Annotated in this window: 25 protein-coding genes; 17 read left to right on the forward strand and 8 right to left on the reverse strand. The window is 57.1% G+C overall.

What is annotated here, in order from left to right; all coding sequences use genetic code 11:
* Positions 1 to 48: 48 nt before the first annotated feature.
* Together ABIB18_RS11930 and ABIB18_RS11935 are read right to left on the reverse strand one after the other, a co-directional pair.
* Positions 49 to 2,325, reverse strand: a complete 2,277-nt coding sequence (locus tag ABIB18_RS11930; RefSeq protein WP_354474190.1) for a zinc/cadmium/mercury/lead-transporting ATPase — start codon at positions 2,323 to 2,325, stop codon at positions 49 to 51.
* 84 nt (positions 2,326 to 2,409) lie between these two features.
* Positions 2,410 to 3,039 (reverse strand): lysoplasmalogenase, encoded by a 630-nt coding sequence (locus tag ABIB18_RS11935; protein ID WP_031375241.1) that lies wholly within the window; start codon positions 3,037 to 3,039, stop codon positions 2,410 to 2,412.
* 152 nt (positions 3,040 to 3,191) lie between these two features.
* On the opposite strand from ABIB18_RS11935, the gene ABIB18_RS11940 reads away from it, so the two are divergent.
* Entirely contained in the window at positions 3,192 to 3,548 is a 357-nt protein-coding gene (locus tag ABIB18_RS11940; protein ID WP_031375240.1) for a DUF2500 domain-containing protein, read from the forward strand.
* Between the two features lie 28 nt (positions 3,549 to 3,576).
* Here ABIB18_RS11940 and ABIB18_RS11945 read toward each other — a convergent pair whose 3' ends face one another.
* Both ABIB18_RS11945 and rsmD read right to left on the reverse strand, forming a co-directional pair.
* Positions 3,577 to 3,849: a DUF1145 family protein gene (locus ABIB18_RS11945; RefSeq protein ID WP_354474191.1), complete on the reverse strand. Its 273-nt coding sequence runs from the start codon at positions 3,847 to 3,849 to the stop codon at positions 3,577 to 3,579.
* On the reverse strand, positions 3,839 to 4,438 hold the full coding sequence (gene rsmD / locus ABIB18_RS11950) for a 16S rRNA (guanine(966)-N(2))-methyltransferase (protein ID WP_031375238.1): 600 nt from the start codon (positions 4,436 to 4,438) through the stop codon (positions 3,839 to 3,841). The genes ABIB18_RS11945 and rsmD overlap by 11 nt, the downstream gene beginning before the upstream one ends.
* Positions 4,439 to 4,671: 233 nt before the next feature.
* Between rsmD and ftsY the strand changes: the two genes are divergently transcribed.
* The 4 genes from ftsY (at position 4,672) to rpoH (ending at position 9,096) form a co-directional block, all read left to right on the forward strand.
* Positions 4,672 to 6,348 (forward strand): signal recognition particle-docking protein FtsY, encoded by a 1,677-nt coding sequence (gene ftsY / locus ABIB18_RS11955; RefSeq protein WP_354474192.1) that lies wholly within the window; start codon positions 4,672 to 4,674, stop codon positions 6,346 to 6,348.
* A gap of 5 nt (positions 6,349 to 6,353) precedes the next feature.
* Entirely contained in the window at positions 6,354 to 7,022 is a 669-nt protein-coding gene (gene ftsE, locus ABIB18_RS11960) for a cell division ATP-binding protein FtsE (RefSeq protein WP_031376707.1), read from the forward strand.
* Positions 7,012 to 7,998: a permease-like cell division protein FtsX gene (ftsX, locus tag ABIB18_RS11965; protein ID WP_046289368.1), complete on the forward strand. Its 987-nt coding sequence runs from the start codon at positions 7,012 to 7,014 to the stop codon at positions 7,996 to 7,998. The genes ftsE and ftsX overlap by 11 nt, the downstream gene beginning before the upstream one ends.
* A gap of 240 nt (positions 7,999 to 8,238) precedes the next feature.
* The gene (gene rpoH / locus ABIB18_RS11970; protein WP_031376708.1) at positions 8,239 to 9,096 is read left to right on the forward strand and encodes an RNA polymerase sigma factor RpoH; all 858 of its coding nucleotides are present in this window, start codon (positions 8,239 to 8,241) and stop codon (positions 9,094 to 9,096) included.
* 62 nt (positions 9,097 to 9,158) lie between these two features.
* On the opposite strand, the gene panM is transcribed toward rpoH, so the two are convergent.
* A complete protein-coding gene (gene panM, locus ABIB18_RS11975; protein ID WP_031376709.1) occupies positions 9,159 to 9,554 on the reverse strand; it encodes an aspartate 1-decarboxylase autocleavage activator PanM in 396 nt (131 codons plus the stop codon).
* Positions 9,555 to 9,951: 397 nt separating this feature from the next.
* Between panM and ABIB18_RS11980 the strand changes: the two genes are divergently transcribed.
* The 10 genes from ABIB18_RS11980 to ugpQ all read left to right on the forward strand — a co-directional run bounded on the left by ABIB18_RS11980 (position 9,952) and on the right by ugpQ (position 20,231).
* A complete protein-coding gene (locus tag ABIB18_RS11980; RefSeq protein ID WP_031376710.1) occupies positions 9,952 to 11,064 on the forward strand; it encodes a branched-chain amino acid ABC transporter substrate-binding protein in 1,113 nt (370 codons plus the stop codon).
* A gap of 133 nt (positions 11,065 to 11,197) precedes the next feature.
* On the forward strand, positions 11,198 to 12,124 hold the full coding sequence (livH, locus tag ABIB18_RS11985) for a high-affinity branched-chain amino acid ABC transporter permease LivH (protein ID WP_009087789.1): 927 nt from the start codon (positions 11,198 to 11,200) through the stop codon (positions 12,122 to 12,124).
* Positions 12,121 to 13,392, forward strand: coding sequence for a high-affinity branched-chain amino acid ABC transporter permease LivM (locus ABIB18_RS11990; RefSeq protein WP_031376711.1), 1,272 nt, complete (start codon positions 12,121 to 12,123; stop codon positions 13,390 to 13,392). The genes livH and ABIB18_RS11990 overlap by 4 nt, the downstream gene beginning before the upstream one ends.
* Positions 13,389 to 14,156: a high-affinity branched-chain amino acid ABC transporter ATP-binding protein LivG gene (gene livG, locus ABIB18_RS11995; protein ID WP_031376712.1), complete on the forward strand. Its 768-nt coding sequence runs from the start codon at positions 13,389 to 13,391 to the stop codon at positions 14,154 to 14,156. Before ABIB18_RS11990 ends, livG begins: the two co-directional genes overlap by 4 nt.
* 1 nt (position 14,157) lies before the next feature.
* Positions 14,158 to 14,871 (forward strand): high-affinity branched-chain amino acid ABC transporter ATP-binding protein LivF, encoded by a 714-nt coding sequence (gene livF, locus ABIB18_RS12000; RefSeq protein WP_031376713.1) that lies wholly within the window; start codon positions 14,158 to 14,160, stop codon positions 14,869 to 14,871.
* A gap of 441 nt (positions 14,872 to 15,312) precedes the next feature.
* Positions 15,313 to 16,629: a sn-glycerol-3-phosphate ABC transporter substrate-binding protein UgpB gene (gene ugpB, locus ABIB18_RS12005; protein WP_069729104.1), complete on the forward strand. Its 1,317-nt coding sequence runs from the start codon at positions 15,313 to 15,315 to the stop codon at positions 16,627 to 16,629.
* 57 nt (positions 16,630 to 16,686) lie between these two features.
* Complete coding sequence (ugpA, locus tag ABIB18_RS12010; RefSeq protein ID WP_046289367.1) at positions 16,687 to 17,574, forward strand: sn-glycerol-3-phosphate ABC transporter permease UgpA; 888 nt, start codon at positions 16,687 to 16,689, stop codon at positions 17,572 to 17,574.
* Positions 17,571 to 18,416, forward strand: coding sequence for a sn-glycerol-3-phosphate ABC transporter permease UgpE (gene ugpE, locus ABIB18_RS12015; RefSeq protein ID WP_089561859.1), 846 nt, complete (start codon positions 17,571 to 17,573; stop codon positions 18,414 to 18,416). Before ugpA ends, ugpE begins: the two co-directional genes overlap by 4 nt.
* Before the next feature lies 1 nt (position 18,417).
* Positions 18,418 to 19,491 (forward strand): sn-glycerol-3-phosphate import ATP-binding protein UgpC, encoded by a 1,074-nt coding sequence (locus ABIB18_RS12020; protein WP_089561858.1) that lies wholly within the window; start codon positions 18,418 to 18,420, stop codon positions 19,489 to 19,491.
* Positions 19,488 to 20,231, forward strand: coding sequence for a glycerophosphodiester phosphodiesterase (gene ugpQ, locus ABIB18_RS12025; RefSeq protein ID WP_354474193.1), 744 nt, complete (start codon positions 19,488 to 19,490; stop codon positions 20,229 to 20,231). Before ABIB18_RS12020 ends, ugpQ begins: the two co-directional genes overlap by 4 nt.
* On the opposite strand, the gene ABIB18_RS12030 is transcribed toward ugpQ, so the two are convergent.
* Positions 20,228 to 20,488 (reverse strand): DUF2756 domain-containing protein, encoded by a 261-nt coding sequence (locus ABIB18_RS12030; RefSeq protein WP_354474221.1) that lies wholly within the window; start codon positions 20,486 to 20,488, stop codon positions 20,228 to 20,230. The two genes, ugpQ and ABIB18_RS12030, sit on opposite strands and share 4 nt — an antisense overlap.
* 206 nt (positions 20,489 to 20,694) lie before the next feature.
* On the opposite strand from ABIB18_RS12030, the gene ggt reads away from it, so the two are divergent.
* A complete protein-coding gene (gene ggt / locus ABIB18_RS12035) occupies positions 20,695 to 22,446 on the forward strand; it encodes a gamma-glutamyltransferase (protein WP_031375620.1) in 1,752 nt (583 codons plus the stop codon).
* Positions 22,447 to 22,858: 412 nt separating this feature from the next.
* On the opposite strand, the gene ABIB18_RS12040 is transcribed toward ggt, so the two are convergent.
* Positions 22,859 to 23,353: a GNAT family N-acetyltransferase gene (locus tag ABIB18_RS12040; protein ID WP_069729108.1), complete on the reverse strand. Its 495-nt coding sequence runs from the start codon at positions 23,351 to 23,353 to the stop codon at positions 22,859 to 22,861.
* 672 nt (positions 23,354 to 24,025) lie between these two features.
* Here ABIB18_RS12040 and ABIB18_RS12045 point away from each other — a divergent pair.
* The gene (locus tag ABIB18_RS12045) at positions 24,026 to 24,469 is read left to right on the forward strand and encodes a helix-turn-helix domain-containing protein (protein ID WP_354474194.1); all 444 of its coding nucleotides are present in this window, start codon (positions 24,026 to 24,028) and stop codon (positions 24,467 to 24,469) included.
* An 80-nt stretch (positions 24,470 to 24,549) separates the two neighbouring features.
* Here ABIB18_RS12045 and ABIB18_RS12050 read toward each other — a convergent pair whose 3' ends face one another.
* Positions 24,550 to 25,917 (reverse strand): L-serine ammonia-lyase, encoded by a 1,368-nt coding sequence (locus tag ABIB18_RS12050; protein WP_354474195.1) that lies wholly within the window; start codon positions 25,915 to 25,917, stop codon positions 24,550 to 24,552.
* Positions 25,918 to 25,975 lie beyond the last annotated feature (58 nt).

A 25,975-nucleotide genomic window follows, 5' to 3' on the forward strand; every position in this document is an offset into this window, starting at 1 on the left:
TGGGTGCCCATTGGCAGCGCGGCCCGTCATCTGACCGGCCGCTCGTCTTCAGCTTCGGTTGCGCAGTAATCGCAGCGCGTTAGCGGTGACCAGCGCCGTTGCGCCGGAATCCGCCAGCACCGCCAGCCACAATCCGGTCAGTCCCAGCAGGGTCGTGACCAGAAATACCGCCTTCAGCCCCAGCGCAATGGTCAGGTTCTGACGAATGATGCGGCGCGTACGGCGCGCCAGTACAATCATCGGTGCCAGATTGCTGAGCTGATTGCGCGTCAGCGCGGCATCGGCCGCCTCCAGCGCAACGTCGGTGCCGCTGCCCATCGCGATCCCCAGCGTCGCCGCTTTCATCGCCGGCGCATCGTTAATGCCATCCCCGACCATCGCCAGCGGCTGCTGCTGACTCAGTTCTGCTATCGCCGCCACCTTGTCGGCCGGTAACAGGCTGGCACGGTACTCAATGCCCAGTTGCCGGGCGATGGCTGCCGCTGCACGCGGGTTGTCGCCGGTCAGCATCAGACTCTCAATGCCCAGTTTTTTCAGCGCCTGTAATGCGGCGATCGCATCGCTGCGCAGCTGATCGCGCAAGGCCAGCGCGCCCAGCGCCTCGCCATTGCGGGTCAGCAACACCACCGTTTCACCTGCTGCTTCACGCTGGGTGATCTGTTCGGTTTGCTGCGCCGTCAGTCCGGTCATCTGCGTGGGCGTCAGCAACCGGATCGGCTGGCCATTGACCACCGCCGTAATGCCCCGTCCCGCCTGAATCTGCTGATCGCGGGCGGCCGGGATGGCCAGATTGCGTGCCGCCGCCGCCGCCACAATCGCACTGGCCAGTGGATGCGTCGCGCCCTGTTCAACCGCCGCGCTGAGCGCCAGCATCTCTGCCTCGCCGGTCTCGCCAAAGCGCAGAATCCCGGTGAGCTGCGGCTTGCCAACGGTCAGGGTGCCGGTTTTATCGAACGCCATCATGCGCAGGGAACTCAGACGTTCTAAGGCCGCGCCGCCTTTGATCAGCGCGCCCTGACGTGCAGCGGCAGCCAGCCCGGAGGTAATCGCCGCCGGCGTGGAAATCACCAGTGCACAGGGGCAGCCAATCAGCAGTAAGGTCAGGCCCTTGTAGATCCACGGCTGCCATTCTCCCGCGCCGAGCAGCGGGGGCACCACCATCACCAGCAGCGACAGCAGCATCACCAACGGCGTATAGAGACGGCTGAACCGATCGATAAAGCGCTCAACCGGGGCGCGGTGGGTTTCTGCTTCTTCAATCAGCTGCAGTATCCGGTCAATCGCGCTTTCGCCCGGTTTCGATACCACTTCCAGCGTGACCAGCCGGTCAATGCTGGTGGCACCGGCCAGTATTTTTTCGCCGCTGCTGCGCGTCACCGGCAGCGACTCGCCGGTTAACGCGCTTTCATCAAAGCTGGCGAGCGGCGTGATTAAGCGGCCATCGACCGGCAGGCGACTGCCGGCTGACACTTCAATCTGATCGCCGGGCTGCAGCGCAGCCAGTGGCACGTCGCTGCGCCGACCCTGCTCAAGACGGACCGCCGATTCCGGCCGCAGCGCCATCAGGCGGGTCACGCCACTGCGCGCCCGCGAGGCGGCATAGCTTTCGAGCTGTTCGCCAAGCTGAAACAGCACCAGCACCATCGCTGCTTCGGCGTGAGCGCCGATGATCAGCGCACCCGCTGAGGCCAGCGTCATCAGGGTTTCGATGGTGAAAGGCGAGCCGCTGCGCAGCCGTTGCCAGGCGCTGCGCGCCACCGGAAACAGGCCGATCAGGGTAGTGACAATAAACAGGCGATCTCCCCACAGCGGCGCGAAATGGCTGAGCAGGCTGCTGGCGAGCACCAGCAGCGCCAGCGCAATCAGCATGCGGTTATGCTGCCAGCGTGGGCCATCGGCTGCCGTTTCGGTCTGCGTACTGAGCTGGAAGCCGGCTTTTTTGACCGCCTGCTCCACCGCCTGGCGCACGTCGCTGTCCGCATTGACCACCAGTTTTTCACTGCTGAACAGGACGCGCGCCTCGGTGACGCCCGCGACCTGCTGAACTGCGGTTTCAATGCTGCGGGCGCAGCCGGGACAATCCATCCCGCTGACCTGCCAGCTATAAGGTAGAGTGCCGACGCGTCGTCGGTCACTTTCCTCATCGGCGTCGTTGCCGGGACTGCTGTTACTGTCGCAGCAGCAGCCCGCACTATCCGGCGTGACCGGAGTTGCGGCATGAATAGAGAGCGTCAGGGGACGGGACTGAGGGATCTGGCACAGGGGTTTGGCTGCGGCGTGGCTGGCACGCGGTTTGCCGCAGCCACAGGCGTGATGTTGATGCATATGACCTCCGGAAAAGGGATGGACGAAGCTGTCCATCCCGCTATCCTACACTCTGGAGTGAACTCCAGAGTCAAGGTCAATTTTTTAAATCACCCACAGTGAACGGACAATCATAAAGTGACCGGCAAAGTAGCAGGCCGCAACGATAGCGCTGTCGGCACTGAAACGACGGCGATAGTGGCTGATAAACCAGACAATGTTAGCCAGCAGCAGCAGACCTGCACCGACCATGATTGAGAAGCTGTAATCGGTAGGGCGGAAGAAGTATTGCTCAGTAGCGATCCAGGTCATCACCAGCGTCATGCCGATAAAAGTACAGATCGGCCAGCGCAGATCTTCCAGTCTGCTCCACAGAATGCCAATCAGCACCACGCCGATAATCAGCAGCGTCAGCGGGATCGGCCAGAAAAAGGTCATGGTCATGCTGGCGGCAAAACAGAGGGTATACAGCAGATGCGACAGGAAAAATGCGCCAATCGCATAGAGCATCTGCTGACGGGGCAATAGCGTTAGCGCATCACCGACCAGCGTGGCGATCAGGCCGGCCAGAATCAGATAGTCAGTGGTATTCAGCGTCGGAGCCTGCCAGGCCAGGCCGACCAGCAGCAACAGTGTGACCGGTTTAAACAGCCAGCGTTGCCATTGCGGACCGCGATAGGTGGCATCAACGTAGAGCCAGCCGGAGAAAAGTACAGCGAGGAAAGACCAGAGCATTGTTTCTCCCTTTTTTAACCAAAATGGTGAAAGATCCCAAAATATCCCTTCCAGTTTAGGTTACGTCCCGACGATGTGACAATCAGGCAACTCTGGTTGTATGCTTTGCCGCGCAGTTAACGCCATCCGCACCCTTTAAGCCCGAGAGAATTATGAGCAAACCACCGCTAATCTTTATTATCGTTCTGGCAATTATCGCCGTGCTGGCAACCCGTCAGTTCATCAAGCAGCGCCGGGAAACCGCCGTCAATGACGCCTCTCCGGTGCGATCCCTGACGGCACAGGTTAAAACCAAACGGGAGTTTCCGGCACCCAATCGCCGCTCACGTCAGCGTGAAGTGATTGCCGGAGAAGAGATGCGCTACGAAGCGCTGTTTCATCCGCTTAACGGTGCCAGCGACATTAAAGTGCAGCTTCAGGAAGCGCAGTATCATCAGCTGGATAAAGGGGCGAAGGGCGAATTAAAAATGCAGGGGACGCGCTTTATCAGCTTTACGCCAGCGCAGTAATCAGCGGGCAGGGTGCCCGCTCTGAAGACTACTTTTTCCGCGGGAAGTGCTTTTTCTGCCAGGCGACCAGCTCAAATACGCCGAACACAAACACTTTCACCTGGGTAAGGCGGTTGATTGGCGGGGCATCTTTGGTCTGCGTTACACGCAGTAACACCAGCTGCAGGCCGTGCATCATGATCATGAAAAACAGCGCGACATTAATGAAGTAGGTCAGCGGTTTCGGGTAGGGATGGACCACGTTAACCAGCAAAAAACCCCATACGCACAGCATCAACAGACGCCCCAAATTAAGTAACATCCTGCGTCTCCAGTTGACGTTGATATAAACGATAAGCCACTTGTCCGGCTATTTTCTCGCGATAAAGGTTCCACTCTGGCGGCACCGGCGGCGCGCCATTCTCCACTTCACTTTCGACGTAGATCAGCGCCTCGTCTGCCAGCCAGTGATTCTGTTCCAGCAGCTGCAGCGTCTGTTCCAGCAGGCCCTGACGAAACGGCGGATCGATAAACACCACGTCAAACGGTTGGCCCGGCTGAGCCAGAAAGCTCAGGGCATTGGTCTGAATCACTTTGCCGTTGCTGGCGTTCAGCGTCTGCAGATTCTTCATCAGTTGCTGTGCCACCGGACGCTCCAGCTCCAGTAGCGTAGCCGATCCAGCGTAACGCGACAGCGCTTCCAGACCTAACGCGCCGCTGCCGGCGAAACAGTCGAGACAACGTGCGTCGGGCAGTACCGGCGCCAGCCAGTTAAACAGCGTTTCACGAACCCGATCGGTGGTCGGGCGCAGTCCGGCACTATCGGGCACCGGCAATTTGCGTCCGCGCCATTGTCCGCCGATGATGCGGATCTGGCCGGCACCGCCGGTACTGCGGGGGTTTTTAGTCATCTTGCTCACAACTCGTCATAATTTGTTGCGTAGTTTAACGGGCGAATCGGTGAGAAGAAACGTTAAAAAAGGGTGCTGTGGTGAGCTGGCTGGAAAGTGTTAGACTACTGAGTTGCTGAAGTCATGCAGTATTCTGCGGTTTTACGCCGGTCTGGCGTTAGCCAATTTTAATTGATTCACCCCTGGAAACGACGTGCGACCGGGACAAAGCCATCGAGGAGTGTAGTCACACAATGGCAAAAGAGAAAAAACGTGGCTTTTTTTCCTGGCTGGGATTTGGCAAAGAAGAAGAGAAGCAACCCTCTGCGGAAGAGCAGGCGCAGCAGGCGGCTGAGTCTGCTCAGCCGCAGTCAGAGCAGCAAGCCGCAACCTTAACGCAGGCTGAAGCGCAAGCGGAAGAGACTGTCGCCATCACCGAAACGGTGGCCGGACAGCAGCGTGATGCGGATGTGACGGCCGCTGCGCCACACGAAGCCGCGCCGGAAGCCCTGGCGGAGCCGGAGCCGATTCAGGCTGACCCGGAAGCCTTACTGGAAACGGCGAGGGGGCCGGAGGCTGACGTTGCCCCGGTCGTCGAGGCTGATGCCGTTATCACACCAGCGGCTGATGCTGAACTGCATCAGGCCGACGCGCCGCTGAGCGACGAAGAGCTGGAAGCGCTGGCACTGGGCGAGGCGGAGATCATCGAAACGCCACCGGCCGACGCGCCGCTGAGCGACGAAGAGCTGGAAGCGCTGGCACTGGGCGATGCGGAGATCATCGAAACGCCACCGGCCGACGCGCCGCTGAGCGACGAAGAGCTGGACGCGCTGGCACTGGGCGAGGCAGAGATCATCGAAACGCCACCGGCCGACGCGCCGCTGAGCGATGAAGAGCTGGACGCGCTGGCGCTGGCAGAAAGCGAAGAAGCCGATGTCGTGCCGGATACCGTCAGCGATCTGCCGTTAGCCGCTGCGCCAATCATCACGCAGGAGCAGGAACGTCCCAGCAAGGAGGGCTTCTTTGCCCGCCTGAAGCGCAGCCTGGTGAAAACCCGTCAGAACCTCGGTTCCGGTTTTATCAGCCTGTTCCGTGGCAAAAAGATTGATGATGACCTGTTTGATGAGCTGGAAGAGCAGTTACTGATTGCCGACGTCGGCGTCGATACGACCCGCCGCATCATTACTCACCTGACTCAACAGGCGAACCGTAAGCAGCTGCGTGACGCAGAAGCGCTCTACGGCTTGCTGAAAGCCGAAATGGCCTCGATTCTGGCCAAAGTCGATGCGCCGCTGGATGTCTCCGGCAAAACGCCGTTTGTCATCCTGATGGTTGGCGTCAACGGTGTGGGTAAAACCACCACCATCGGCAAACTGGCGCGTCAGTATCAGGCCGAGGGCAAATCGGTGATGCTGGCTGCCGGCGACACCTTCCGTGCCGCTGCGGTAGAGCAGCTGCAGGTCTGGGGCCAGCGCAATAATATTCCGGTGATTGCCCAGCATACCGGTGCGGATTCCGCTTCGGTGATCTTCGATGCGATTCAGGCAGCCAAATCACGCGGTGTGGATGTTCTGATCGCGGATACCGCCGGTCGTCTGCAGAACAAATCACACCTGATGGAAGAGCTGAAGAAAATCACCCGCGTAATGAAGAAGCTGGACGAAGATGCGCCGCATGAAGTGATGCTGACGCTTGACGCCAGCACCGGGCAGAATGCGGTCAGCCAGGCCAGACTGTTCCATGAAGCGGTTGGCTTAACCGGTATCGCGCTGACCAAGCTGGATGGCACGGCCAAGGGCGGTGTGATCTTCTCGGTCGCCGATCAGTTCGGTATTCCGATTCGCTATATCGGTGTCGGGGAAGGCATCGAGGATTTACGGCCGTTTAAGGCGGAAGATTTTATTGAGGCACTGTTTGCCCGAGAGGACTAATTAGGATGATTCGCTTTGAAGAGGTCAGTAAGGCATATCTCGGCGGACGTCAGGCACTGCAGGGGGTGGATTTCCATCTGCGTCCCGGCGAAATGGCGTTCCTGACCGGCCACTCCGGTGCCGGTAAAAGTACGTTGCTGAAGCTGATTTGTGGCATTGAGCGTCCGAGTGCCGGACAAATCTGGTTTAGCGGCCACGATATTTCCCGCTTGCGTAACAGTGAAGTGCCTTTCCTGCGCCGTCAGATTGGCATGATCTTTCAGGATCACCACCTGCTGATGGATCGTTCGGTGTATGACAACGTGGCGATCCCGCTGATTATCTCCGGTGCCAGCGGCGAAGATATCCGTCGTCGTGTCTCAGCAGCGCTGGATAAAGTCGGCCTGCTCGACAAAGCGAAAAGTTACCCGATTCAGCTGTCAGGCGGTGAACAGCAGCGTGTCGGTATCGCCCGTGCGGTGGTAAACAAACCGGCGGTGCTGCTGGCGGATGAACCAACCGGTAACCTTGATGAAGCGCTGTCGGAAGACATTCTGCGGCTGTTCGAAGAGTTCAACCGCGTTGGCGTCACGGTATTAATGGCGACGCACGACAACGGCTTAATCGCCCGTCGTAACTACCGCGTCATGACGCTGAACCAGGGACGCCTGCACGGAGGCCACGATGGTCAATAAACGCAATAAACGCCCGACGGCGCAGAAAGCGAAGCAGCAGCCGTCAAAAAGCAAAGCGCTGAAAGGCGGCTGGCAGGAACAGTGGCGCTACGCGCTGCGCGGTACGCTGTCTGACATGTGGCGTCAGCCGCTGGCGACGCTACTGACGGTGATGGTAATCGCCATTTCGCTGACCCTGCCAAGCGTCTGCTATATGGTGTGGAAAAACGTCAGTCAGGCGGCGACGCAGTGGTATCCGGCACCGCAACTGACGGTCTATCTCGACAAAGCTCTGGATGACACTGCCGCGGAAAACGTGGTGGCGCAGCTCAAACAGGTTGATGGCGTGGATAACGTCAATTACCTGACGCGGGAAGAGGCGCTCAACGAGTTCCGCAACTGGTCAGGCTTTGGCGGTGCGATGGATATGCTGGAGCAGAATCCGCTGCCTGCGGTGGCGATTATCACGCCGAAGCTCAATTTCCAGAATTCCGACACCATGCAGAGCCTGCGCGATCGGGTCACCAAAGTGCAGGGCGTAGATGAAGTGCGGATGGACGACAGCTGGTTCGCACGGCTGGCGGCGCTGACCGGGCTGGTAGGGCAGATTGCCTCAATGATCGGCGTGCTGATGATTGTGGCGGTGTTCCTGGTGATCGGTAACAGCGTACGGCTCAGCATCTTTGCCCGTCGCGATACCATCAACGTACAAAAGCTGATTGGTGCGACCGATGGCTTTATCCTGCGGCCCTTCCTGTATGGCGGCGCGTTGCTGGGCTTCAGCGGCGCGGTACTGTCGCTGGTGCTTTCAGAAGTGCTGGTGCTGCGGTTACAGTCGGTGGTGGCCCACGTGGCGACCGTATTCGGCACTACCTTCTCACTGGAGGGATTCTCCTGGGATGAGGCGCTGCTGTTATTACTGATTGCCGCGATCATCGGCTGGGTGGCCGCCTGGCTGGCGACGGTACAACATTTACGCCGATTTACGCCCCAGTAAACGTCTGCAACATTTTTTTGTTATAATACTCCTCTGCTGCCGAAGACCGGATGCAGAGGACGTATTACCTCTTCCCTTCCTGTCATCTGTGTGTAAAATATTCACTGCTATAATTGTTGTTGTGGATAACTTTGTTGTCCCGGTAGCACAGATTGCTTTCGGATTTCGCGCGACGTTGACATACTGTATCGTCTGCGCAAGGAAATGTGCGGCAATTCCACTGAATTTGTGAGGGTTTGAATGACCAAAGAAATGCAAACTTTAGCTATTGCTCCTCTTGGTAACCTGGAGTCTTACGTCCGGGCTGCCAATACCTGGCCGATGCTATCGGCAGAAGAGGAAAAAGCGTTGGCTGAACGGCTGCATTACCAGGGCGATCTGGATGCGGCAAAGACGCTGATCCTGTCTCACCTACGCTTTGTAGTTCATATCGCTCGTAACTACTCCGGCTACGGCTTGCCGCAGGCTGACCTGATTCAGGAAGGTAACATCGGCCTGATGAAAGCGGTGCGTCGCTTCAACCCTGAAGTGGGCGTGCGCCTGGTCTCATTTGCCGTGCACTGGATTAAAGCCGAGATTCACGAATACGTGCTGCGTAACTGGCGTATCGTGAAAGTCGCGACCACTAAAGCACAGCGTAAGCTGTTCTTTAACCTGCGCAAAACCAAGCAGCGTCTGGGCTGGTTCAACCAGGATGAAGTCGAGATGGTGGCGCGCGAGCTGGGCGTGAGCAGTAAAGACGTGCGTGAAATGGAATCACGTATGGCGGCGCAGGATATGACCTTTGATATGTCGGCCGACGATGAGAGCGGTGAAGGCAAATCAATGGCGCCGGTGCTCTATCTGCAGGATAAAACCTCTGACTTTGCCGATGGCATTGAAGAGGATAACTGGGATGCCCACGCTGCCGATAAGCTGAGCTATGCGATGGAAGGTCTGGATGAGCGTAGTCAGCACATCATTCGTGCCCGCTGGCTGGATGAAGACAACAAAACCACGCTGCAGGAGCTAGCCGATCAATACGGCGTCTCAGCGGAACGTGTCCGCCAGCTGGAAAAGAACGCCATGAAAAAACTGCGCATGGCGATCGAAGCGTAATACCGCAAGGTAACCTTCAGGGGCGACATTATCATGTCGCCCTTTTTGTTTTCTGCGCCCGCCTAATCGACCGCTAATACCCAGCCATCCGCCTGCGCCCTGAAGCCACACGCCTGCATAAACGCCGCCCGCACCTGCTGATCGTCGCTGCCATCGTCTGCCATCCACCAGTCCGCTAATGACCCGTTCTGCCTGATGGTCTCTTCCAGCAAATATTGCCCGACTCCGCGGCGACGGGTGACATCGCGCACCGCCAGCCGCTGGATCTTGCCGTGAATACCTGAAATCTCCAGCTGTAACGCGCCCAGCAGACGATCGTTGAAGCGTGCCGCATAAAGTCGATGCCGTTCATTCAGGCGCTGTTCCAGACGATCAATCTCCAGATCCGGCCAGATTTTAGCCAGATCAATGCGGTCCTGCGGCGTCAGCGCGGTTAAACGCTGGATGGTGAGCTTCATGACAAACACCTGTACTTGTAAAAGGGGAAAGTGTAGCGAAAGTATACAACCAGAGCGCTGACACATTTTCATCAATAAAACAGGTCAAAAGATGGCCTGGCTGCCAGAATGATAGTTGTAAACAGGCCCTGGATGCGATCAATCCAGCATAAGCCGCTGGCAAAGTGGTGAAAAACCGGCCGTTGCATCCAGTGTATTATGCTGTTGCACTCAGGCAATTCTGAATATGTCAGTTGATTTACAGAAGAAACTTCCTGTTTAATAACCTGAAAAATAAAGCCTTATTACTAATAAATGCCAGAAAAGTGCGCTAACTCATTATTGCTTAATCAGTTTTTGATCTTTATCTGGCAGTTTGCACTCACACATACACGACATAACACATGGGGTAGTCCGGATGAAAATGAAAGGTCGCGCATTACTGGCGGGATGCGTAGCACTGGCGATGAGCCATGCAGCGCTGGCTGAAGATATTAAAGTGGCGATTGTTGGGGCGATGTCTGGCCCGGTTGCGCAGTATGGCGACATGCAGTTTGCCGGGGCTACTCAGGCGATTGAAGATATTAATGCCAAAGGCGGCGTCAACGGCAACAAACTGGTTGCGGTGAAATATGACGATGCCTGCGACCCGAAACAGGCGGTGGCGGTAGCCAACAAAGTGATCAACGACGGCATCCGCTATGTTATCGGCCATCTCTGCTCCTCATCGACCCAGCCGGCGTCTGACATTTATGAAGATGAAGGCGTGCTGATGATTACCCCTGCCGCCACCGCGCCGGATCTCACCGCCCGCGGTTATAAACTGATTATGCGCACCACCGGTCTCGACTCCGATCAGGGCCCGACCGCGGCCAAATACGCCATGACCGAGCTGAAGCCGCAGCGTATTGCCGTGGTTCACGACAAGCAGCAGTATGGCGAAGGCCTGGCGCGTTCAGTGCAGGATAGCCTGAAAAAGCAGGGCGCCAACATCGTGATGTTTGAAGGTATCACCGCAGGCGATAAAGATTTCTCCACCCTGGTGGCGCGCTTTAAGAAAGAGAACGTCGATTTCGTCTACTTCGGCGGTTACTACCCGGAGATGGGCCAGATTGTTCGCCAGGCGCGTGCAGCCGGTCTGAAAACCCAGTTCATGGGTCCGGAAGGGGTCGGTAACGCCTCGCTGTCCAACATCGCCGGTGCCGCCTCTGAAGGCATGCTGGTGACCTTACCGAAACGCTACGATCAGGTTGAGACCAACCAACCGATCGTTGATGCGCTGAAAGCGAAGAAACTCGATCCAACCGGTCCGTTCGTCTGGACCACCTATGCTGCCCTGCAATCGCTGGCGGCCGGGATGGAGCGCAGCAAGAGCGCAGAGCCGGAAGATATCGTGAAAAACCTCAAGGAAGGCGCTGCGGTGCCAACCGTGATGGGCAACCTGAGCTGGGATCAGAAGGGCGATCTGAAAGGCTTTGAGTTCGGCGTCTTCAAATGGCATGCCGACGGTACCTCGACCGCTGTGAAGTAAATCAGGCTGTTTACTGGCGGGTCAGGTAGCGGGTAACCGCTGCCTGCTCCCCTGCAACACTAACGCCTGGTCTGTGCTGCCAGGCGTTTTTTGTACTCCGTTCGGTCACGAGCGGATAAGTAAGGGTTAAGGTATGTCCGAGCAGTTCCTCTATTTTATCCAGCAGATGTTCAACGGTGTTACCCTCGGCAGCACCTATGCGCTGATCGCCATCGGTTACACCATGGTTTACGGCATCATCGGCATGATTAACTTCGCCCACGGCGAGGTTTACATGATCGGTAGCTACGTCTCCTTTATCGTGATTGCCGCCCTGATGATGATGGGCATCGACACCACCTGGCTGATGATTGCCGCCGGGTTTGTGATGGCGGTGATTATCTCCAGCGCCTACGGCTGGAGCATTGAACGCGTCGCTTACCGGCCGGTGCGCTCTTCCAAGCGCCTGATTGCGCTGATTTCCGCCATCGGGATGTCAATATTCCTGCAAAACTACGTCAGCCTGACCCAGGGATCGCGCGACCTGGCGCTGCCGAGTCTGATTACCGGTCAGTGGACCGTCGGCGAGAGCAACGGCTTTGCCGCCACCATCTCCACCATGCAAATTGTGATCTGGGTGGTGACGTTCCTGGCGATGCTGGCGCTGACCACCTTTATTCGCTATTCGCGTATGGGCCGCGCCTGTCGCGCCTGTGCCGAAGATCTGAAAATGGCCAGTCTGCTGGGTATCAATACCGATCGCGTCATCTCACTGACCTTTGTTATCGGTGCCGCCATGGCGGCGGTCGCGGGCGTGCTGCTGGGCCAGTTTTATGGATCGATCAACCCGTTCATCGGCTTTATGGCCGGCATGAAGGCGTTCACCGCCGCAGTGCTGGGCGGCATTGGCAGTATTCCGGGCGCGATGATTGGTGGCCTGGTGCTGGGAATCGCCGAAGCGCTGACCTCCGCCTATCTGAGCACCGAGTATAAAGATGTCGTCTCCTTTGCCTTACTGATTGTGGTACTGCTGGTGATGCCGACCGGGATTCTGGGCCGTCCGGAGGTGGAAAAAGTATGAAGTCTTCCTTGCTCAACGCCCTGATTTCGTCGCTGATGTTATTGCTGCTCGCCAGCTTCTTTATGGGTCTGCGCCTGAATCTGGACGGCACTAACCTGGTGGTGCAAAACGCCGGCAGCGTGCGCTGGAACTGGATTGCCGTCGCCTGTGTGGTGGTATTTCTGTTCCAGCTGCTGCGGCCGGTCTGGCAGAGCGGCCTGAAGAAAATCTCGGGTCCGGCGCTGGTGCTGCCAGGCATTGATGGCTCAACGCCGAAGCAAAAACTGGTGATGGCGGTAATGATCGTGGCGGCGCTCGCCTGGCCCTTCCTGGTGTCGCGCGGCACGGTCGATATTGCCACCATGACGCTGATCTACGTGATGCTCGGTCTCGGACTGAACGTGGTGGTCGGCCTGTCGGGCTTACTGGTTTTAGGTTACGGCGGCTTCTATGCCATCGGCGCTTACACCTTCGCTTTGCTGAACCACTATTACGGGCTTGGCTTCTGGCAGTGCCTGCCGCTCTCGGGGATGGTGGCCGCGCTGTTTGGTCTGCTGCTGGGCTTCCCGGTCTTGCGGTTGCGCGGCGACTATCTGGCGATTGTGACGCTGGGCTTTGGTGAGATCGTGCGTATTCTGCTGCTCAACAATACCGCTCTGACCGGTGGCCCGAACGGCATCAGCCAGATCCCGAAACCGACCTTCTTTGGTCTGGAATTTGGCCGTACACCGCGTGAAGGCGGCTGGGATACCTTTCACCACTTCTTTGGCCTGAAATACGATCCCAGTGACCGGATTATCTTCCTCTATCTGGTGGCATTGCTGCTGGTGGTGCTGACGCTGTTTGTGATTAACCGTCTGTTGCGCATGCCGCTGGGCCGCGCCTGGGAAGCGCTACGTGAGGATGAGATCGCCTGCCGTTCGCTTGGCCTCAGCCCGACCCGAATTAAACTGACTGCCTTCACCATCAGCGCCGCCTTCGCCGGCTTTGCCGGCAGCCTGTTCGCCGCGCGTCAGGGCTTTGTCAGCCCGGAATCCTTTACCTTTGTCGAATCGGCTTTTGTGCTGGCGATTGTGGTACTCGGCGGCATGGGCTCGCAGTTTGCGGTGATACTGGCCGCCATTCTGCTGGTGGTCTCTCGCGAGCTGATGCGTGATCTCAATGAGTACAGCATGCTGGTGCTGGGAGGCTTAATGGTGCTGATGATGATCTGGCGTCCGCAGGGACTGTTGCCGATGAAGCGTCCGCATCTGAAGCTCAGACAAGGTAAACAAGGAGAACAGGCATGAGTCAGCCTTTATTAGCCGTTGAAGGTTTGATGATGCGCTTCGGCGGCCTGTTAGCGGTTAACAACGTGGCGCTGGCGCTGCATCCGCAGGAAATCGTCTCGCTAATCGGGCCGAACGGTGCCGGTAAAACCACGGTGTTTAACTGCCTGACCGGCTTCTACAAGCCGACCGGTGGCAGCATTAAACTGCGTGAGCAGCATCTGGAAGGATTACCCGGCCAGAAGATTGCGCGGATGGGGATTGTGCGGACCTTCCAGCACGTGCGTCTGTTTCGTGAAATGACGGTGATTGAAAATCTGCTGGTGGCGCAACATCAACATCTGAAGAGCGGGCTGTTTGCCGGTCTGCTCAAAACCCCGGCGTTTCGTCGCAGTGAAAGCGAGGCGCTCGATCGCGCAGCCAACTGGCTGGAGCGGGTCGGCTTGCTGGATCTGGCTAACCGTCAGGCCGGTAATCTGGCCTATGGTCAGCAGCGGCGTCTGGAGATTGCGCGCTGCATGGTGACGCGTCCGGAAATCCTGATGCTGGATGAACCGGCGGCCGGTCTTAACCCCAAAGAGACGCACCAACTGGATGAGCTGATTGCCGAACTGCGCGGTGAACACAAGGTTTCAGTGCTGCTGATTGAACATGATATGAAGCTGGTGATGGGCATTTCTGATCGCATTTACGTGGTCAATCAGGGAACGCCGTTGGCTAACGGCACGCCGGAAGAAATTCGCAATAATCCGGACGTGATCCGTGCCTATTTAGGAGAGGCGTAAGATGGCAAATGCGATGTTAACCATTGAGAACGTGAGCGCCCACTACGGCAAAATCCAGGCGTTGCATAACGTCAGCCTTTACATCAATCAGGGCGAAATCGTCACGCTGATTGGGGCCAACGGTGCCGGAAAAACCACACTGCTGGGGACGCTGTGTGGCGAACCGCGTGCCACCCACGGCACCATCACCTTTGACGGTAAAACCATTACTGACTGGCAAACGGCGCGCATCATGCGTGAAGCTATCGCCATCGTACCGGAAGGCCGGCGGGTGTTTTCGCGTATGACGGTGGAAGAGAATCTGGCGATGGGCGGCTTTTTTGCCAGCCGTCCGCAATATCTGGAGCGGATCAAGCGCGTTTATCAACTGTTCCCGCGGCTGGAGGAGCGCAAAATCCAGCGTGCCGGCACCATGTCAGGTGGTGAGCAGCAGATGCTGGCGATTGGCCGTGCGCTGATGAGCCAGCCCCGCCTGCTGTTGCTGGATGAACCGTCGCTGGGTCTGGCACCGATTATTATTCAGCAGATCTTCGACACCATCGAACAGCTGCGCAGCGAGGGGATGACCATCTTCCTGGTGGAGCAGAACGCCAACCAGGCGCTGAAGCTGGCGGATCGTGGCTACGTGCTGGAAAACGGCCATGTGGTGCTGGAGGATAGCGGGGCTGCGCTGCTTTCCAATGAAGCCGTCCGAAGCGCGTACCTGGGAGCTTAATATTCAGAGGCCTGGCTTACTGGTCAGGTTGTGGTTGGGCAGTGCTCGTAATCCTCACGTACTGAATGTACGCTCCGGTTACTGCGCGCTGTCCGCCCGCAACCTGCCTGCGCCGCCGACGGCCTTCGATATAAATGCTCGCTGCGCCGCCCACGGCCATCAAAATGGGTGCGTAATCGCGCGGGTCGGGCATGTCATGGATTGGCTTTAGCGTCTTTCCGATCTGACCGTGTTCTCTGTGCAGGGCTCAGCCTTACAGCAACCAGGCCAGACGTTGTCAAAAATCTCAGCCCGGCCGGTAGCCGCTCCGCCTTTTTCACGCTTAAGCCTGTCATCTGGCTGTCATCCGCCCGTTATTAATCCGTCATTTTCCCGTGTCATGTTACTTCGCGAACCACAAATGCGTGATTTCACGCGTATTTACCTGCACAGGAAAATTCTATGTCCGTCGTTACCTATCGTCGTAGCCTGATCGGCGTGCTGCTTGGCCTGACGCTCAGTGGCCAGGCGCTGGCCGCCACTGAGATCCCGTTCTGGCACTCTATGGAAGGCGAGTTAGGCAAAGAAGTTGACTCGCTGGCGCAACGCTTTAACCAGGCCCATCCCGATTACAAAATTGTTCCGACCTACAAAGGTAACTACGAGCAGAGCCTGGCGGCAGGTATCGCGGCAGTGCGCACCGGCAAAGCACCCGCCGTGTTGCAGGTGTATGAAGTCGGTACTGCCACCATGATGGCGTCGCAGGCGATTGTGCCGGTGCATCAGGTGTTTAAAGATGCCGGTATTCCGTTTGATGAAAAACAGTTTGTGCCGACGGTGGCGGGCTACTACAGCGACAGCAACGGTCAGCTGATCTCTCAGCCGTTCAACAGCTCGACGCCGGTGCTCTACTACAACAAAGACGCGTTCAAAAAAGCGGGTCTTAACCCGGACCAGCCCCCCAAAACCTGGCAGGAACTGGCGAAAGATGCGGCGGCGCTGCGTAAATCGGGCATGAGCTGTGGTTACGCCAGCGGCTGGCAGGGCTGGATTCAGATCGAAAACTTCAGTGCCTGGCATGCCCTGCCGGTGGCGACTAAAAACAACGGTTTTGACGGACGCGATGCGGTCCTGGAGTTCAATAAGCCGGTGCAGGTTCGTCATATCCAGATGCTGGAAGAGATGAATAAAAAGGGCGACTTCACCTACTTTGGCCGCAAAGATGAATCCACCGCCAAGTTCTATAACGGCGATTGCGGTATCACCACCGCCTCATCCGGCTCGCTGGCGGATATTCGTCATTACGCCAAATTTAACTTCGGCGTCGGCATGATGCCGTATGACGACAGGGTTCCTGAGGCACCACAAAACGCCATCATCGGCGGGGCCAGCCTGTGGGTGATGAAGGGCAAAGACGCGGCCACCTACAAAGGCGTGGCTGAGTTTATGCAGTTCCTTGCCCAGCCGGAAATCGCCGCTGAATGGCATCAGAAAACTGGCTATCTGCCAATCACCACGGCTGCCTATGAGCTGAGCAAACAGCAGGGCTTCTACGATAAAAATCCGGGTGCTGATATCGCGACCCGTCAGATGCTGAACAAGCCGCCGTTACCGTTTACCAAAGGGATGCGTCTCGGCAACATGCCACAGATTCGTACCGTGGTGGATGAAGAGCTGGAAAGCGTCTGGACCGGCAAACAGTCGCCGCAGGGCGCACTGGATAATGCGGTGAAACGCGGCAATGAACTGCTGCGTCGTTTCCAGCAGCAGGTGAAGTAATCCGCTGTATCGGGCCAGCACCGGCTGGCCCTTTCTCTTTCTGAATCAGAGTGCGCCATGTCTTCATCTCGTCCGGTATTTCGCACCAGCCTGTTGCCCTATCTTTTGGTGCTGCCGCAACTGGTGATCACCGCCATCTTCTTTCTCTGGCCGGCTGGCGAAGCCTTGTGGTATTCGCTGCAAAGCCTCGATCCTTTTGGGCTCTCCAGCACCTTCGTCGGGCTGGATAACTTTAAACGGCTGTTTGCCGATCCTTACTATCTGGATTCATTCTGGACCACCATCAAATTCAGCGGTCTGGTCACGGTGTGCGGCATGGTGTTATCGCTGCTACTGGCGGCGCTGGTGGATTACGTGGTGCGGCTGCGCAAGCTTTACCAGACGCTACTGCTGCTGCCGTATGCCGTCGCGCCGGTCGTGGCAGCGGTGCTGTGGATGTTTCTGTTCAATCCCGGCCTTGGCCTGTTCAGCTACCTGCTGAACCACATCGGCTACAACTGGAACTACGCGCAAAACAGCGGCCAGGCGATGTTCCTGATTGTGCTGGCGTCGATCTGGCAGCAGATGAGCTACAACTTCCTGTTTTTCTTCGCCGCGCTGCAGTCGATCCCCAAATCGCTGGTTGAAGCCGCCGCGATTGACGGTGCCGGACCGGTGCGCCGTTTCTTTAATCTCTCATTACCGCTGATTACGCCGGTCAGCTTCTTCCTGCTGGTGGTGAACCTGATTTATGCCTTCTTCGATACCTTCCCGGTGATCGATGCCGCCACCGGCGGCGGACCGGTGCAGGCCACCACCACGCTGATCTACAAAATCTATCGCGAAGGCTTCACCGGCCTGGATCTCTCCTCATCCGCTGCTCAGTCGGTGGTGCTGATGGTGTTGGTGATCGGTCTGACGGTGATTCAGTTCCGCTTCGTTGAACGTAAGGTGCAATACCAATGATTGAGAATCGACGCGGGCTGGATATCTTCAGCCACATCGTGCTGATACTGGGCGTGCTGACCATCCTGTTCCCGCTCTACGTCGCCTTCGTGGCGGCCACGCTGGATAACGATGCGGTCTATCAGGTGCCGATGACGCTGGTACCCGGCACTCACCTGTGGGAAAACGTCTCGCGCATCTGGACCCACGGTGTGAACGGTAACGGCCCGGCATTCGGCCTGATGCTGCTGAACAGCACCATCATGGCGCTCGGGATCACCGTCGGCAAAATCACCGTCTCGATGCTCTCGGCATTTGCGCTGGTCTGGTTCCGCTTTCCGCTGCGGACGCTGTTCTTCTGGCTGATTTTCATCACCCTGATGCTGCCGGTCGAGGTGCGTATTTTCCCGACGGTGCAGGTGATCGCCGATCTGAATCTGCTCGACAGTTATAGCGGCCTGACCCTGCCGCTGATGGCATCGGCGACCGCCACCTTTTTGTTCCGCCAGTTTTTTATGTCACTGCCGGATGAACTGGTGGAAGCCGCCCGGATTGATGGTGCCAGCGCGATGCGTTTCTTCCGCGATATCGTGCTGCCACTGTCGAAAACCAATCTGGCGGCGCTGTTCGTTATCACCTTTATCTACGGCTGGAATCAGTATCTCTGGCCGCTGCTGATCATCAATGACCCCAGCCTCGGCACGGCGGTGGCGGGGATTAAAAGCATGATCTCCACCAGCGGTTCACCGACCCAGTGGAACGAAGTGATGGCGGCGATGTTATTAACCCTGATCCCACCGGTGGTGGTGGTGTTAGTCATGCAGCGTGCCTTTGTGCGCGGCCTGGTTGAGAGTGAGAAATAAGATGGCAGGCGTAACCCTTCAGGCAGTGACCAAGTCCTACGATGGTAAAAATCAGATCATTCAGCCGCTGAACGTCACGGTAAATGATGGCGAATTTATGGTGATGGTTGGCCCCTCCGGCTGCGGTAAATCGACGCTGCTGCGGATGGTGGCGGGCCTCGAGCGCGTCAGCTCCGGCGACATCTACATCGACAACAAACGCGTCACGCAGGAAGAGCCAAAAGATCGCGGCATTGCGATGGTGTTCCAGAACTATGCGCTCTATCCCCATATGTCAGTGGAAGAGAACATGGCCTATGGCCTGAAGATCCGCGGCATGGGCAAAGAGCAGATTCGGCTACGGGTGCTGGACGCCGCGCGCAGCCTTGAGCTGGATCATCTGCTGACCCGCCGGCCGCGTGAGCTCTCTGGCGGGCAGCGTCAGCGCGTTGCCATGGGCCGCGCGATTGTGCGTGAACCGGCGGTCTTTCTGTTCGATGAGCCGCTCTCCAACCTTGATGCGCGCCTGCGGGTGCAGATGCGTCTGGAGCTGCAACAGCTGCATCGGCGTTTGCAGACCACCAGCCTGTATGTCACCCACGATCAGGTTGAAGCGATGACGCTGGCGCAGCGGGTAATGGTAATGAACAAAGGCGTGGTCGAGCAGCTGGGTACGCCGGTTGAGGTTTACGAGCGTCCCGCCAGTCAGTTCGTCGCCTCGTTTATCGGCGCACCGGCAATGAACCTGCTGAAAGGCGCATTCAACAGTGATGGCAGCCGCTTTAATCTGGACGCGTCGCATGCCCTGCCGCTAAGCGAGAGCAAAGCGAAGTGGGCCAACCGTCCGGTGGTGCTGGGTATCCGGCCGGAACATATCCAGCTCAGCAGCCGTGAACAGGGTGGGATACCGCTGCGGGTTGATACGCTGGAAATGCTGGGGGCTGACAATCTTGCCCATGGCCGCATCGGTGATACGCCGCTGGTGGTACGCTTAGCTCACAGCGAGCGGCCACAGCCCGGCAGCACGCTGTGGCTGCATCTGCCCGCAGATGCGTTACACTTCTTCGATTCAACCCATGGAAAGCGTCTGGAATGAGCACACAACACTGGCCCTATCCGCACATCTTCGCGCATCGCGGCGGCGGCAAACTGGCACCGGAAAACACCCTGGCGGCAATTGACGTCGGGGCGAAATATGGCCATCAGATGATTGAATTTGATGCCAAATTATCAGGCGACGCGCAGATCTTTCTGCTGCACGACGACACGCTGGACCGCACCAGTAATGGCTGGGGTGTTGCGGGGCAGCTGCCGTGGGAGAAACTGTCGCAACTCGATGCCGGCAGCTGGTTCAGCAAAGCGTTTAACGGCGAGAAGCTGGCACGGCTGGATCAGGTCGCCGATCGCTGCCGTCAGCATCAGATGATGGCGAATATCGAAATAAAACCGACCACCGGCAGCGAGGCGGAAACCGGGCGGGCAGTGGCGCAGGCAGCAGCCCGCCTGTGGCAGGGGCAAACGCCGCCGTTGCTCTCATCCTTCTCGTACGTCGCGCTGGACGCGGCGATGCAGGCTGAACCGCAACTGCCGCGAGGTTTACTGTCGCACAGCTGGGATGACCAGTGGCGCGACAAGACCTCGGCGCTGGCCTGCGTTTCGATCCATCTCAATCACAAAGTGCTGACCGAAGCGCGGGTGGCGGAGCTGAAAGCGGCGGGCCTTAAAATTCTGGCTTATACCGTTAACAGCCCGGAGCGGACGCGGGAACTGCTGAAATGGGGCGTTGATGCCATCTGTACTGACTGCATCGACATCATCGGCCCCGATTTTAGCTAGTTCTGATTCTGGTTCTGCTGGCCCGGCTGGGTGGTGATCACGCGTTGCTGGGCGCTGTTGCGTTGCTCCTGCATCTTACGCTGCTGGTCCTGACGCAGCTTCAACTGCTGTTGTTGCTGTTGCGCCTGCATCTGGCTCTGCATCCGTTGCTGGCTCGGGTTATAGCCGGGCCGGTTAGGATCGTTGGTACTGTTCAGCGTATTCGCCAGCGTGGCGAAGGGCAGCAGAGCCGCCAAAGCAATAATCCACTTCTTCATCATTCCTCCTTCCTGAAAGCGACAGGTGCTGGATGCTGAACGCCATCGTCCGGCGTCCAGGGTCGCATGCATAAGTTTACGCGATATCACAGACCTTACCTTCAGATGTATTCCTGATTTGACTTAACCCTGACTAATTTGCTGTATTTGTAGCCACTTGCGGAAATGATAAAAAAATGTAAATAACAAATAAGGATGGTGGCGGGATGAAAATGCAGGCAACAGTGCGCCAGCTCGGCTGGTCGTTGGTGATGAGCTTTACCGTGGTCGCGGGGGCGAATGCGGCCCCGACTCAGGCACCGCCGGTTTCCTACGGCGTCGACAGCGACACCTTCCACCCGGTAAAAGCACAGCACGGCATGGTGGCCTCGGTCGATGCGATGGCAACCCAGGTCGGAGTCGAGATTCTGCGTCAGGGCGGCAACGCCGTTGATGCCGCAGTGGCGGTGGGCTTTGCGCTGGCCGTCACCCATCCACAGGCCGGTAACCTCGGCGGCGGCGGCTTTATGCTGCTGCGCACGGCGTCCGGTCGCACCAGCGCCATCGATTTCCGTGAAATGGCACCGGGCCACGCCTCGCGTGACATGTTCCTCGACAAGCAGGGAAATGCCGACAGTAAGCTGTCGCTCACCTCGCATCTGGCCTCCGGCACACCCGGTACGGTGGCGGGGCTGGCGCTGGCAGCCCATAAATATGGCACGCTGCCGCTGAGTACGCTGCTGGCTCCGGCGATCAAACTGGCGCGCGACGGCATCGTGGTCAATGATGCGCTGGCGGATGACCTGAAAACCTACGGCAAAGAAGTGCTGATTAACCATCCCAACAGTAAAGCGATCTTCTACAAAGCGGACGGCACGCCATGGCAGAAGGGCGACCGGCTGGTGCAGAAAAACCTCGCCCACAGCCTGCAATTAATTGCCCGTCAGGGGCCGGATGCCTTTTATAAAGGCGCTATCGCCGATGAGATTGCGGGCGAGATGGCGCAGCACGGCGGCCTGATCAATAAAGCCGATCTGGCGGCCTACCGCGCGGTTGAACGTAAGCCGATCAGCGGCACCTACCGTGGTTATGAGGTCTTCTCAATGCCACCGCCGTCGTCCGGTGGCATCCACATCGTGCAGATCCTCAATATCCTCGAAAACTTCGATCTGGCGAAGATGGGCTTTGGCAGTGCTGACGCGATGCAGGTAATGGCCGAAGCGGAGAAATATGCCTATGCGGACCGCTCTGAATACCTTGGCGATCCCGATTTCGTTAAGGTGCCGTGGCAGGCGTTAACCAGCAAAGCCTATGCCAGAACCCTGGCGCAGCAGATTGATGTCGCCAAAGCGCGTCCTTCCAGCGAGATCAAACCCGGCAAGCTCGAACCCTACGAAAGTAACCAGACCACCCATTTCTCGGTGGTGGATAAACAGGGCAATGCGGTGGCGGTCACTTACACGCTGAATACTTATTTCGGCAGCGGTATTGTGGCGGGCAACAGCGGCATTCTGATGAATAACGAGATGGACGATTTCTCAGCCAAACCGGGAACGCCAAACGTCTATGGGCTGGTCGGCGGTGAGGCCAATGCGGTGCAGCCGGCGAAACGTCCGCTCTCTTCCATGTCACCGACCATTGTGGCGAAAGGCGGCAAAACCTGGCTGGTCACCGGCAGTCCGGGCGGCAGCCGTATTATCACCACGGTCTTGCAGATGGTGGTGAACAGCATCGATTTCGGGATGAATGTCGCCGAAGCCACCAATGCACCGCGTTTCCACCATCAGTGGCTGCCCGATCAGCTGCGCGTTGAGAAAGGCTTCAGCCCCGATACCCTGCGTCTGCTGGAAACCAAAGGTCAGCATGTGAAAGTGCTGCCAGCGATGGGCAGTACGCAGAGCATTATGATCGGGCCGGATGGGATGTTGTATGGCGCGTCCGATCCGCGCAGCATTGACGATCTCAGTGCCGGTTATTAAGGCGCAAGGTGTAATACTCGTCAGTTAAGCAGAAGGTGATAACGCAGTCTGGCGCCGCTCAGGGGCTGGCGGTCCTCGCGCCGCTGTGCGGTTCCTTCACTTCATTCGTCTGCCTGACGGACCGCCGGGGATGGCTCATCCTGTGCTGCCCCGCCTTTCGCCCGCGTCCTGCGGGTTCTCCTGGCAGACTCATTCTGTTCAGCGCTGCGGATTGCCTGCCCCTGATCGGCACCCGCCTGCTCTGAAGCTTCGGTGTGTGCTGTTGAAAGGGCATGAGAGTGGTGCTCAGGCCCGCATTCCGGCACGCTCGCCCAGTAAAAAAAGCTGCCACGTTTGACCGTGACAGCCTTTATAAATTTAACCTTAACTGACGAGCATCATACCTCAGGGTGCCCTTTTTTATTCTGAGGCGTCAGGATTTCAGCCGCGCCATATAATACGCGTCGATCAGTTCACCGTGCCGCATTGCGAAGCCCTTAGCCGTTCCCTCGATCTCAAAACCGAAACGACGATAAAGGGCGATGGCCGGCGCATTATCAACAAACACCGTCAGTTCCATCCGCGATACCTGCAGCCAGTTGTCGCACAAGCTGACCATCTCCTGCATCAGGGCACGGCCCACACCGCGCTGGCGGTAACGTTCGTCGACCCCCATGCCCAGCGTGGCGGAGTGACGCCGTCGGGCGCGGTCGGGCACTTCCAGGGCGCATTGCCCGACCACCTCGTCATCCATACAGGCGACCAATAGACGTACGCCTGGCTGGGGAGTGCTGAGCCGGGTTTGCCACATCTGTAACGACGAGTGGGGCAGATGTAGCGTATTCGCCTGGGTATCGGGCTGACTATAAATCCTGTGCAGTGCAGCCGCATCTTCCGGCATAACGTGGCGAATGGTTATCTCACTCATGGTGCCTCCCCCTGCGAATTAAATGGATAAATCCCTTTTAACATCAAGGGATTCACTCCAATAATCAACAAAAAAATCGGCTAAATCGCTTTACAGACGCGAATGATAATGATTATTATTGCGATGCGTTCTTGGGCAGTCGCCCGACAGCCTGAGAAAGCACGACATTGCTCACATTGCTTCCAGTATTACTTTAGCCAGCCCGGGTGCTGGCTTTTTTTTTGACTGACACTCACCGATCGGCAGGGATAAGCAGCAGGCACTCTGATCATCGTATCCAGCAGGATGACCCTGCGGTTAATATGCTGTCTGGCCGCCAGCGTAACCGTCTTCCCCTTCGCCATCTCTTCAGCTACAGCCATCATTCAATCAAAAATAAAGCCAGAAGGTTATATTGGGTGGTGTCAGTTGTTAATAAAAAACCTGTGTGGCGGTTTTTTACTGCGTCCTGAAATACCGACACGAAACGGTATTGATGACGCGGGAAAATAAAGCCCGTGCGATGGGTTTATGAATAGCGATTAACATCACATTTTTCCCTACCCGTTGCCGTCGGCTGGTTAATAAATAACTTACCTTGATGCTAATGCTGTTATTTCAAAATTATCTGCTTTATTTAGCGGCTGGTTTACCCAATAATTTATTCTGTATATCCAGTAATGAGGTATTGATATGCGTTTTAATACGCTGTCCGATGGCGCCATTATTTCTGAATTGTGCTGCAGAATTAAAGAAACCCGTATGCAGCTTGGGCTCTCACAGATTGAGCTTGCTGAACGCGCACGCGTCGGCACGGCCACCATTAAACGGGCAGAGTTGGGTGAATCAGTCACCCTGAGCACCTTAATTGGGATATTGCGTGGTCTTGGACGATTGCATCAGCTGGAGTCAATTTTGTCCGATTCACACATGCGAACCTTTAACGCGCAGTTTACCGCTGCGCCACCTGCCCGTATTCGTATCCGGAAAAAACAGAGCAGCCAGTCACCGGCGGCGGATACCACTGAAGCTGTTGCTGAGCGTCCTGCCAGCGCAACCATAAATGAGTGGTACACCTCTTCTGAAGTGCGCAGCATGGTCTGGTCCGATCTGGCCACGGAAAGCGAATCAAAATAACCCGACTCAAAGCATAACCTCTGTCAGGTCCGGGTTAATTAAAAAAACCGCCAGCCTCGCCGCCAGCGGTTTTCAGGCCGTTACGATTCACATATCGCAACTTTGATCGCCAGACCGCCGCGGGCTGTTTCACGGTATTTGGCATTCATGTCTTTGCCGGTTTCAAACATGGTTTCAATGATCTTATCCAGCGACACTTTGGGATCGCTGGTGCGGTACATCGCCATACTGGTTGAGTTAATGGCTTTGACGGCAGCAATCGCATTCCGTTCTATACAGGGCACCTGCACCTGTCCCGCAACGGGATCGCAGGTCAGACCAAGATTATGCTCCATGCCAATTTCAGCCGCGATGCAGACTTTCTCCGCATCGGCCCCCAGCATTTCGGCCAGGCCCGCCGCCGCCATCGAACAGGCCACGCCGACTTCTCCCTGACAGCCGACTTCAGCGCCGGAAATTGACGCATTCATCTTATAAAGAATGCCAATTGCGCCTGCCGTCAGGAAATAACGCATATAGAGTTCAGGCGTTACCGGCTTGATGAATCGATCATAATAAGCCAGTACCGCCGGGATAATGCCGCATGCGCCATTGGTGGGGGCGGTGACCACCCGTCCTCCGGCGGCATTTTCTTCACTCACCGCCATAGCGAACATATTCACCCAGTCCATGGCACTCAGGGGATTAATAGACTGGCTCTGTGGTGCCAGAATGCGATGCAGAGAAGAGGCCCGACGCGGCACCTTCAGCGGACCGGGTAATACGCCTTCAGTACTGATGCCACGGGTAATCGCATTACGCATGGTTTGCCACAGTTGTGCCATATTGTCTTCGACTTCACGGCGGCCATAGCGTGCTATCTCGTTCTTCATCATGACGGCCGAAACCGACAGGTTGTTATTATGGCAATGCGCCAGCAGGTTACGGGCGGAGTAGAAGGGGAAGGGAATATCGACTTCGCTATCCAGGTTTTTACCAAAATCGTCTTCGGTGACAATAAAGCCGCCTCCGACAGAATAATAGGTCTGGGCGTGAACGATTTTTCCGTCACAAAAGGCGGTTATGCTCATGCCGTTTTCATGTAACGGCAGAAACTCGCTGTGAAAGCGCATGCACTCTGCCACCGGGAAGGCAATCTCCCGCCGCCCTTCTTCGATACGCAACTGTTGCAGCGTATTCACGTCGCGAATGATCGCTGGGATCTGATCGATATCCACGGTGTCAGGCAGATAGCCACTCAGGCCGAGAATAATCGCAATATCGGTATGATGACCTTTTCCCGTCAGGGAAAGAGAGCCATAAATATCCACCACCAGCCGGCTCACGCGATCCAGCAGGCCCTTTTCTTTTAGCGTATCAACGAAATGTTTACCCGCTTTCATCGGTCCGACCGTATGCGAACTGGATGGCCCGATGCTGATTTTAAAAATATCGAAAACGCTAATCATGATTCACCCATGCGGATTGCAATATGAAAGAGGCGCTGACCGGTACGGCAAGCGACGG

It is taken from the genome of Pantoea sp. UYEF8 (assembly GCF_040546285.1).
Taxonomy (GTDB): Bacteria; Pseudomonadota; Gammaproteobacteria; order Enterobacterales; family Enterobacteriaceae; genus Pantoea; species Pantoea brenneri.

Coding starts and splice junctions, on each gene's coding strand:
- ABIB18_RS11935 (WP_031375241.1), bottom strand. CDS start 3,039: ATGCTCTGGTCTTTCCTCGCTGTACTTTTCTCCGGCTGGCTCTACGTT.
- livG (WP_031376712.1), top strand. CDS start 13,389: ATGAGTCAGCCTTTATTAGCCGTTGAAGGTTTGATGATGCGCTTCGGC.
- ABIB18_RS12040 (WP_069729108.1), bottom strand. CDS start 23,353: ATGAGTGAGATAACCATTCGCCACGTTATGCCGGAAGATGCGGCTGCA.
- ftsE (WP_031376707.1), top strand. CDS start 6,354: ATGATTCGCTTTGAAGAGGTCAGTAAGGCATATCTCGGCGGACGTCAG.
- ABIB18_RS12030 (WP_354474221.1), bottom strand. CDS start 20,488: ATGAAGAAGTGGATTATTGCTTTGGCGGCTCTGCTGCCCTTCGCCACG.
- ABIB18_RS11930 (WP_354474190.1), bottom strand. CDS start 2,325: ATGCATCAACATCACGCCTGTGGCTGCGGCAAACCGCGTGCCAGCCAC.
- ABIB18_RS11990 (WP_031376711.1), top strand. CDS start 12,121: ATGAAGTCTTCCTTGCTCAACGCCCTGATTTCGTCGCTGATGTTATTG.
- ugpQ (WP_354474193.1), top strand. CDS start 19,488: ATGAGCACACAACACTGGCCCTATCCGCACATCTTCGCGCATCGCGGC.
- livF (WP_031376713.1), top strand. CDS start 14,158: ATGGCAAATGCGATGTTAACCATTGAGAACGTGAGCGCCCACTACGGC.
- livH (WP_009087789.1), top strand. CDS start 11,198: ATGTCCGAGCAGTTCCTCTATTTTATCCAGCAGATGTTCAACGGTGTT.
- ABIB18_RS12050 (WP_354474195.1), bottom strand. CDS start 25,917: ATGATTAGCGTTTTCGATATTTTTAAAATCAGCATCGGGCCATCCAGT.
- rsmD (WP_031375238.1), bottom strand. CDS start 4,438: ATGACTAAAAACCCCCGCAGTACCGGCGGTGCCGGCCAGATCCGCATC.
- ugpB (WP_069729104.1), top strand. CDS start 15,313: ATGTCCGTCGTTACCTATCGTCGTAGCCTGATCGGCGTGCTGCTTGGC.
- ftsY (WP_354474192.1), top strand. CDS start 4,672: ATGGCAAAAGAGAAAAAACGTGGCTTTTTTTCCTGGCTGGGATTTGGC.
- ggt (WP_031375620.1), top strand. CDS start 20,695: ATGAAAATGCAGGCAACAGTGCGCCAGCTCGGCTGGTCGTTGGTGATG.
- ugpE (WP_089561859.1), top strand. CDS start 17,571: ATGATTGAGAATCGACGCGGGCTGGATATCTTCAGCCACATCGTGCTG.
- rpoH (WP_031376708.1), top strand. CDS start 8,239: ATGACCAAAGAAATGCAAACTTTAGCTATTGCTCCTCTTGGTAACCTG.
- ABIB18_RS12045 (WP_354474194.1), top strand. CDS start 24,026: ATGCGTTTTAATACGCTGTCCGATGGCGCCATTATTTCTGAATTGTGC.
- panM (WP_031376709.1), bottom strand. CDS start 9,554: ATGAAGCTCACCATCCAGCGTTTAACCGCGCTGACGCCGCAGGACCGC.
- ABIB18_RS11940 (WP_031375240.1), top strand. CDS start 3,192: ATGAGCAAACCACCGCTAATCTTTATTATCGTTCTGGCAATTATCGCC.
- ABIB18_RS11945 (WP_354474191.1), bottom strand. CDS start 3,849: ATGTTACTTAATTTGGGGCGTCTGTTGATGCTGTGCGTATGGGGTTTT.
- ftsX (WP_046289368.1), top strand. CDS start 7,012: ATGGTCAATAAACGCAATAAACGCCCGACGGCGCAGAAAGCGAAGCAG.
- ABIB18_RS12020 (WP_089561858.1), top strand. CDS start 18,418: ATGGCAGGCGTAACCCTTCAGGCAGTGACCAAGTCCTACGATGGTAAA.
- ABIB18_RS11980 (WP_031376710.1), top strand. CDS start 9,952: ATGAAAATGAAAGGTCGCGCATTACTGGCGGGATGCGTAGCACTGGCG.
- ugpA (WP_046289367.1), top strand. CDS start 16,687: ATGTCTTCATCTCGTCCGGTATTTCGCACCAGCCTGTTGCCCTATCTT.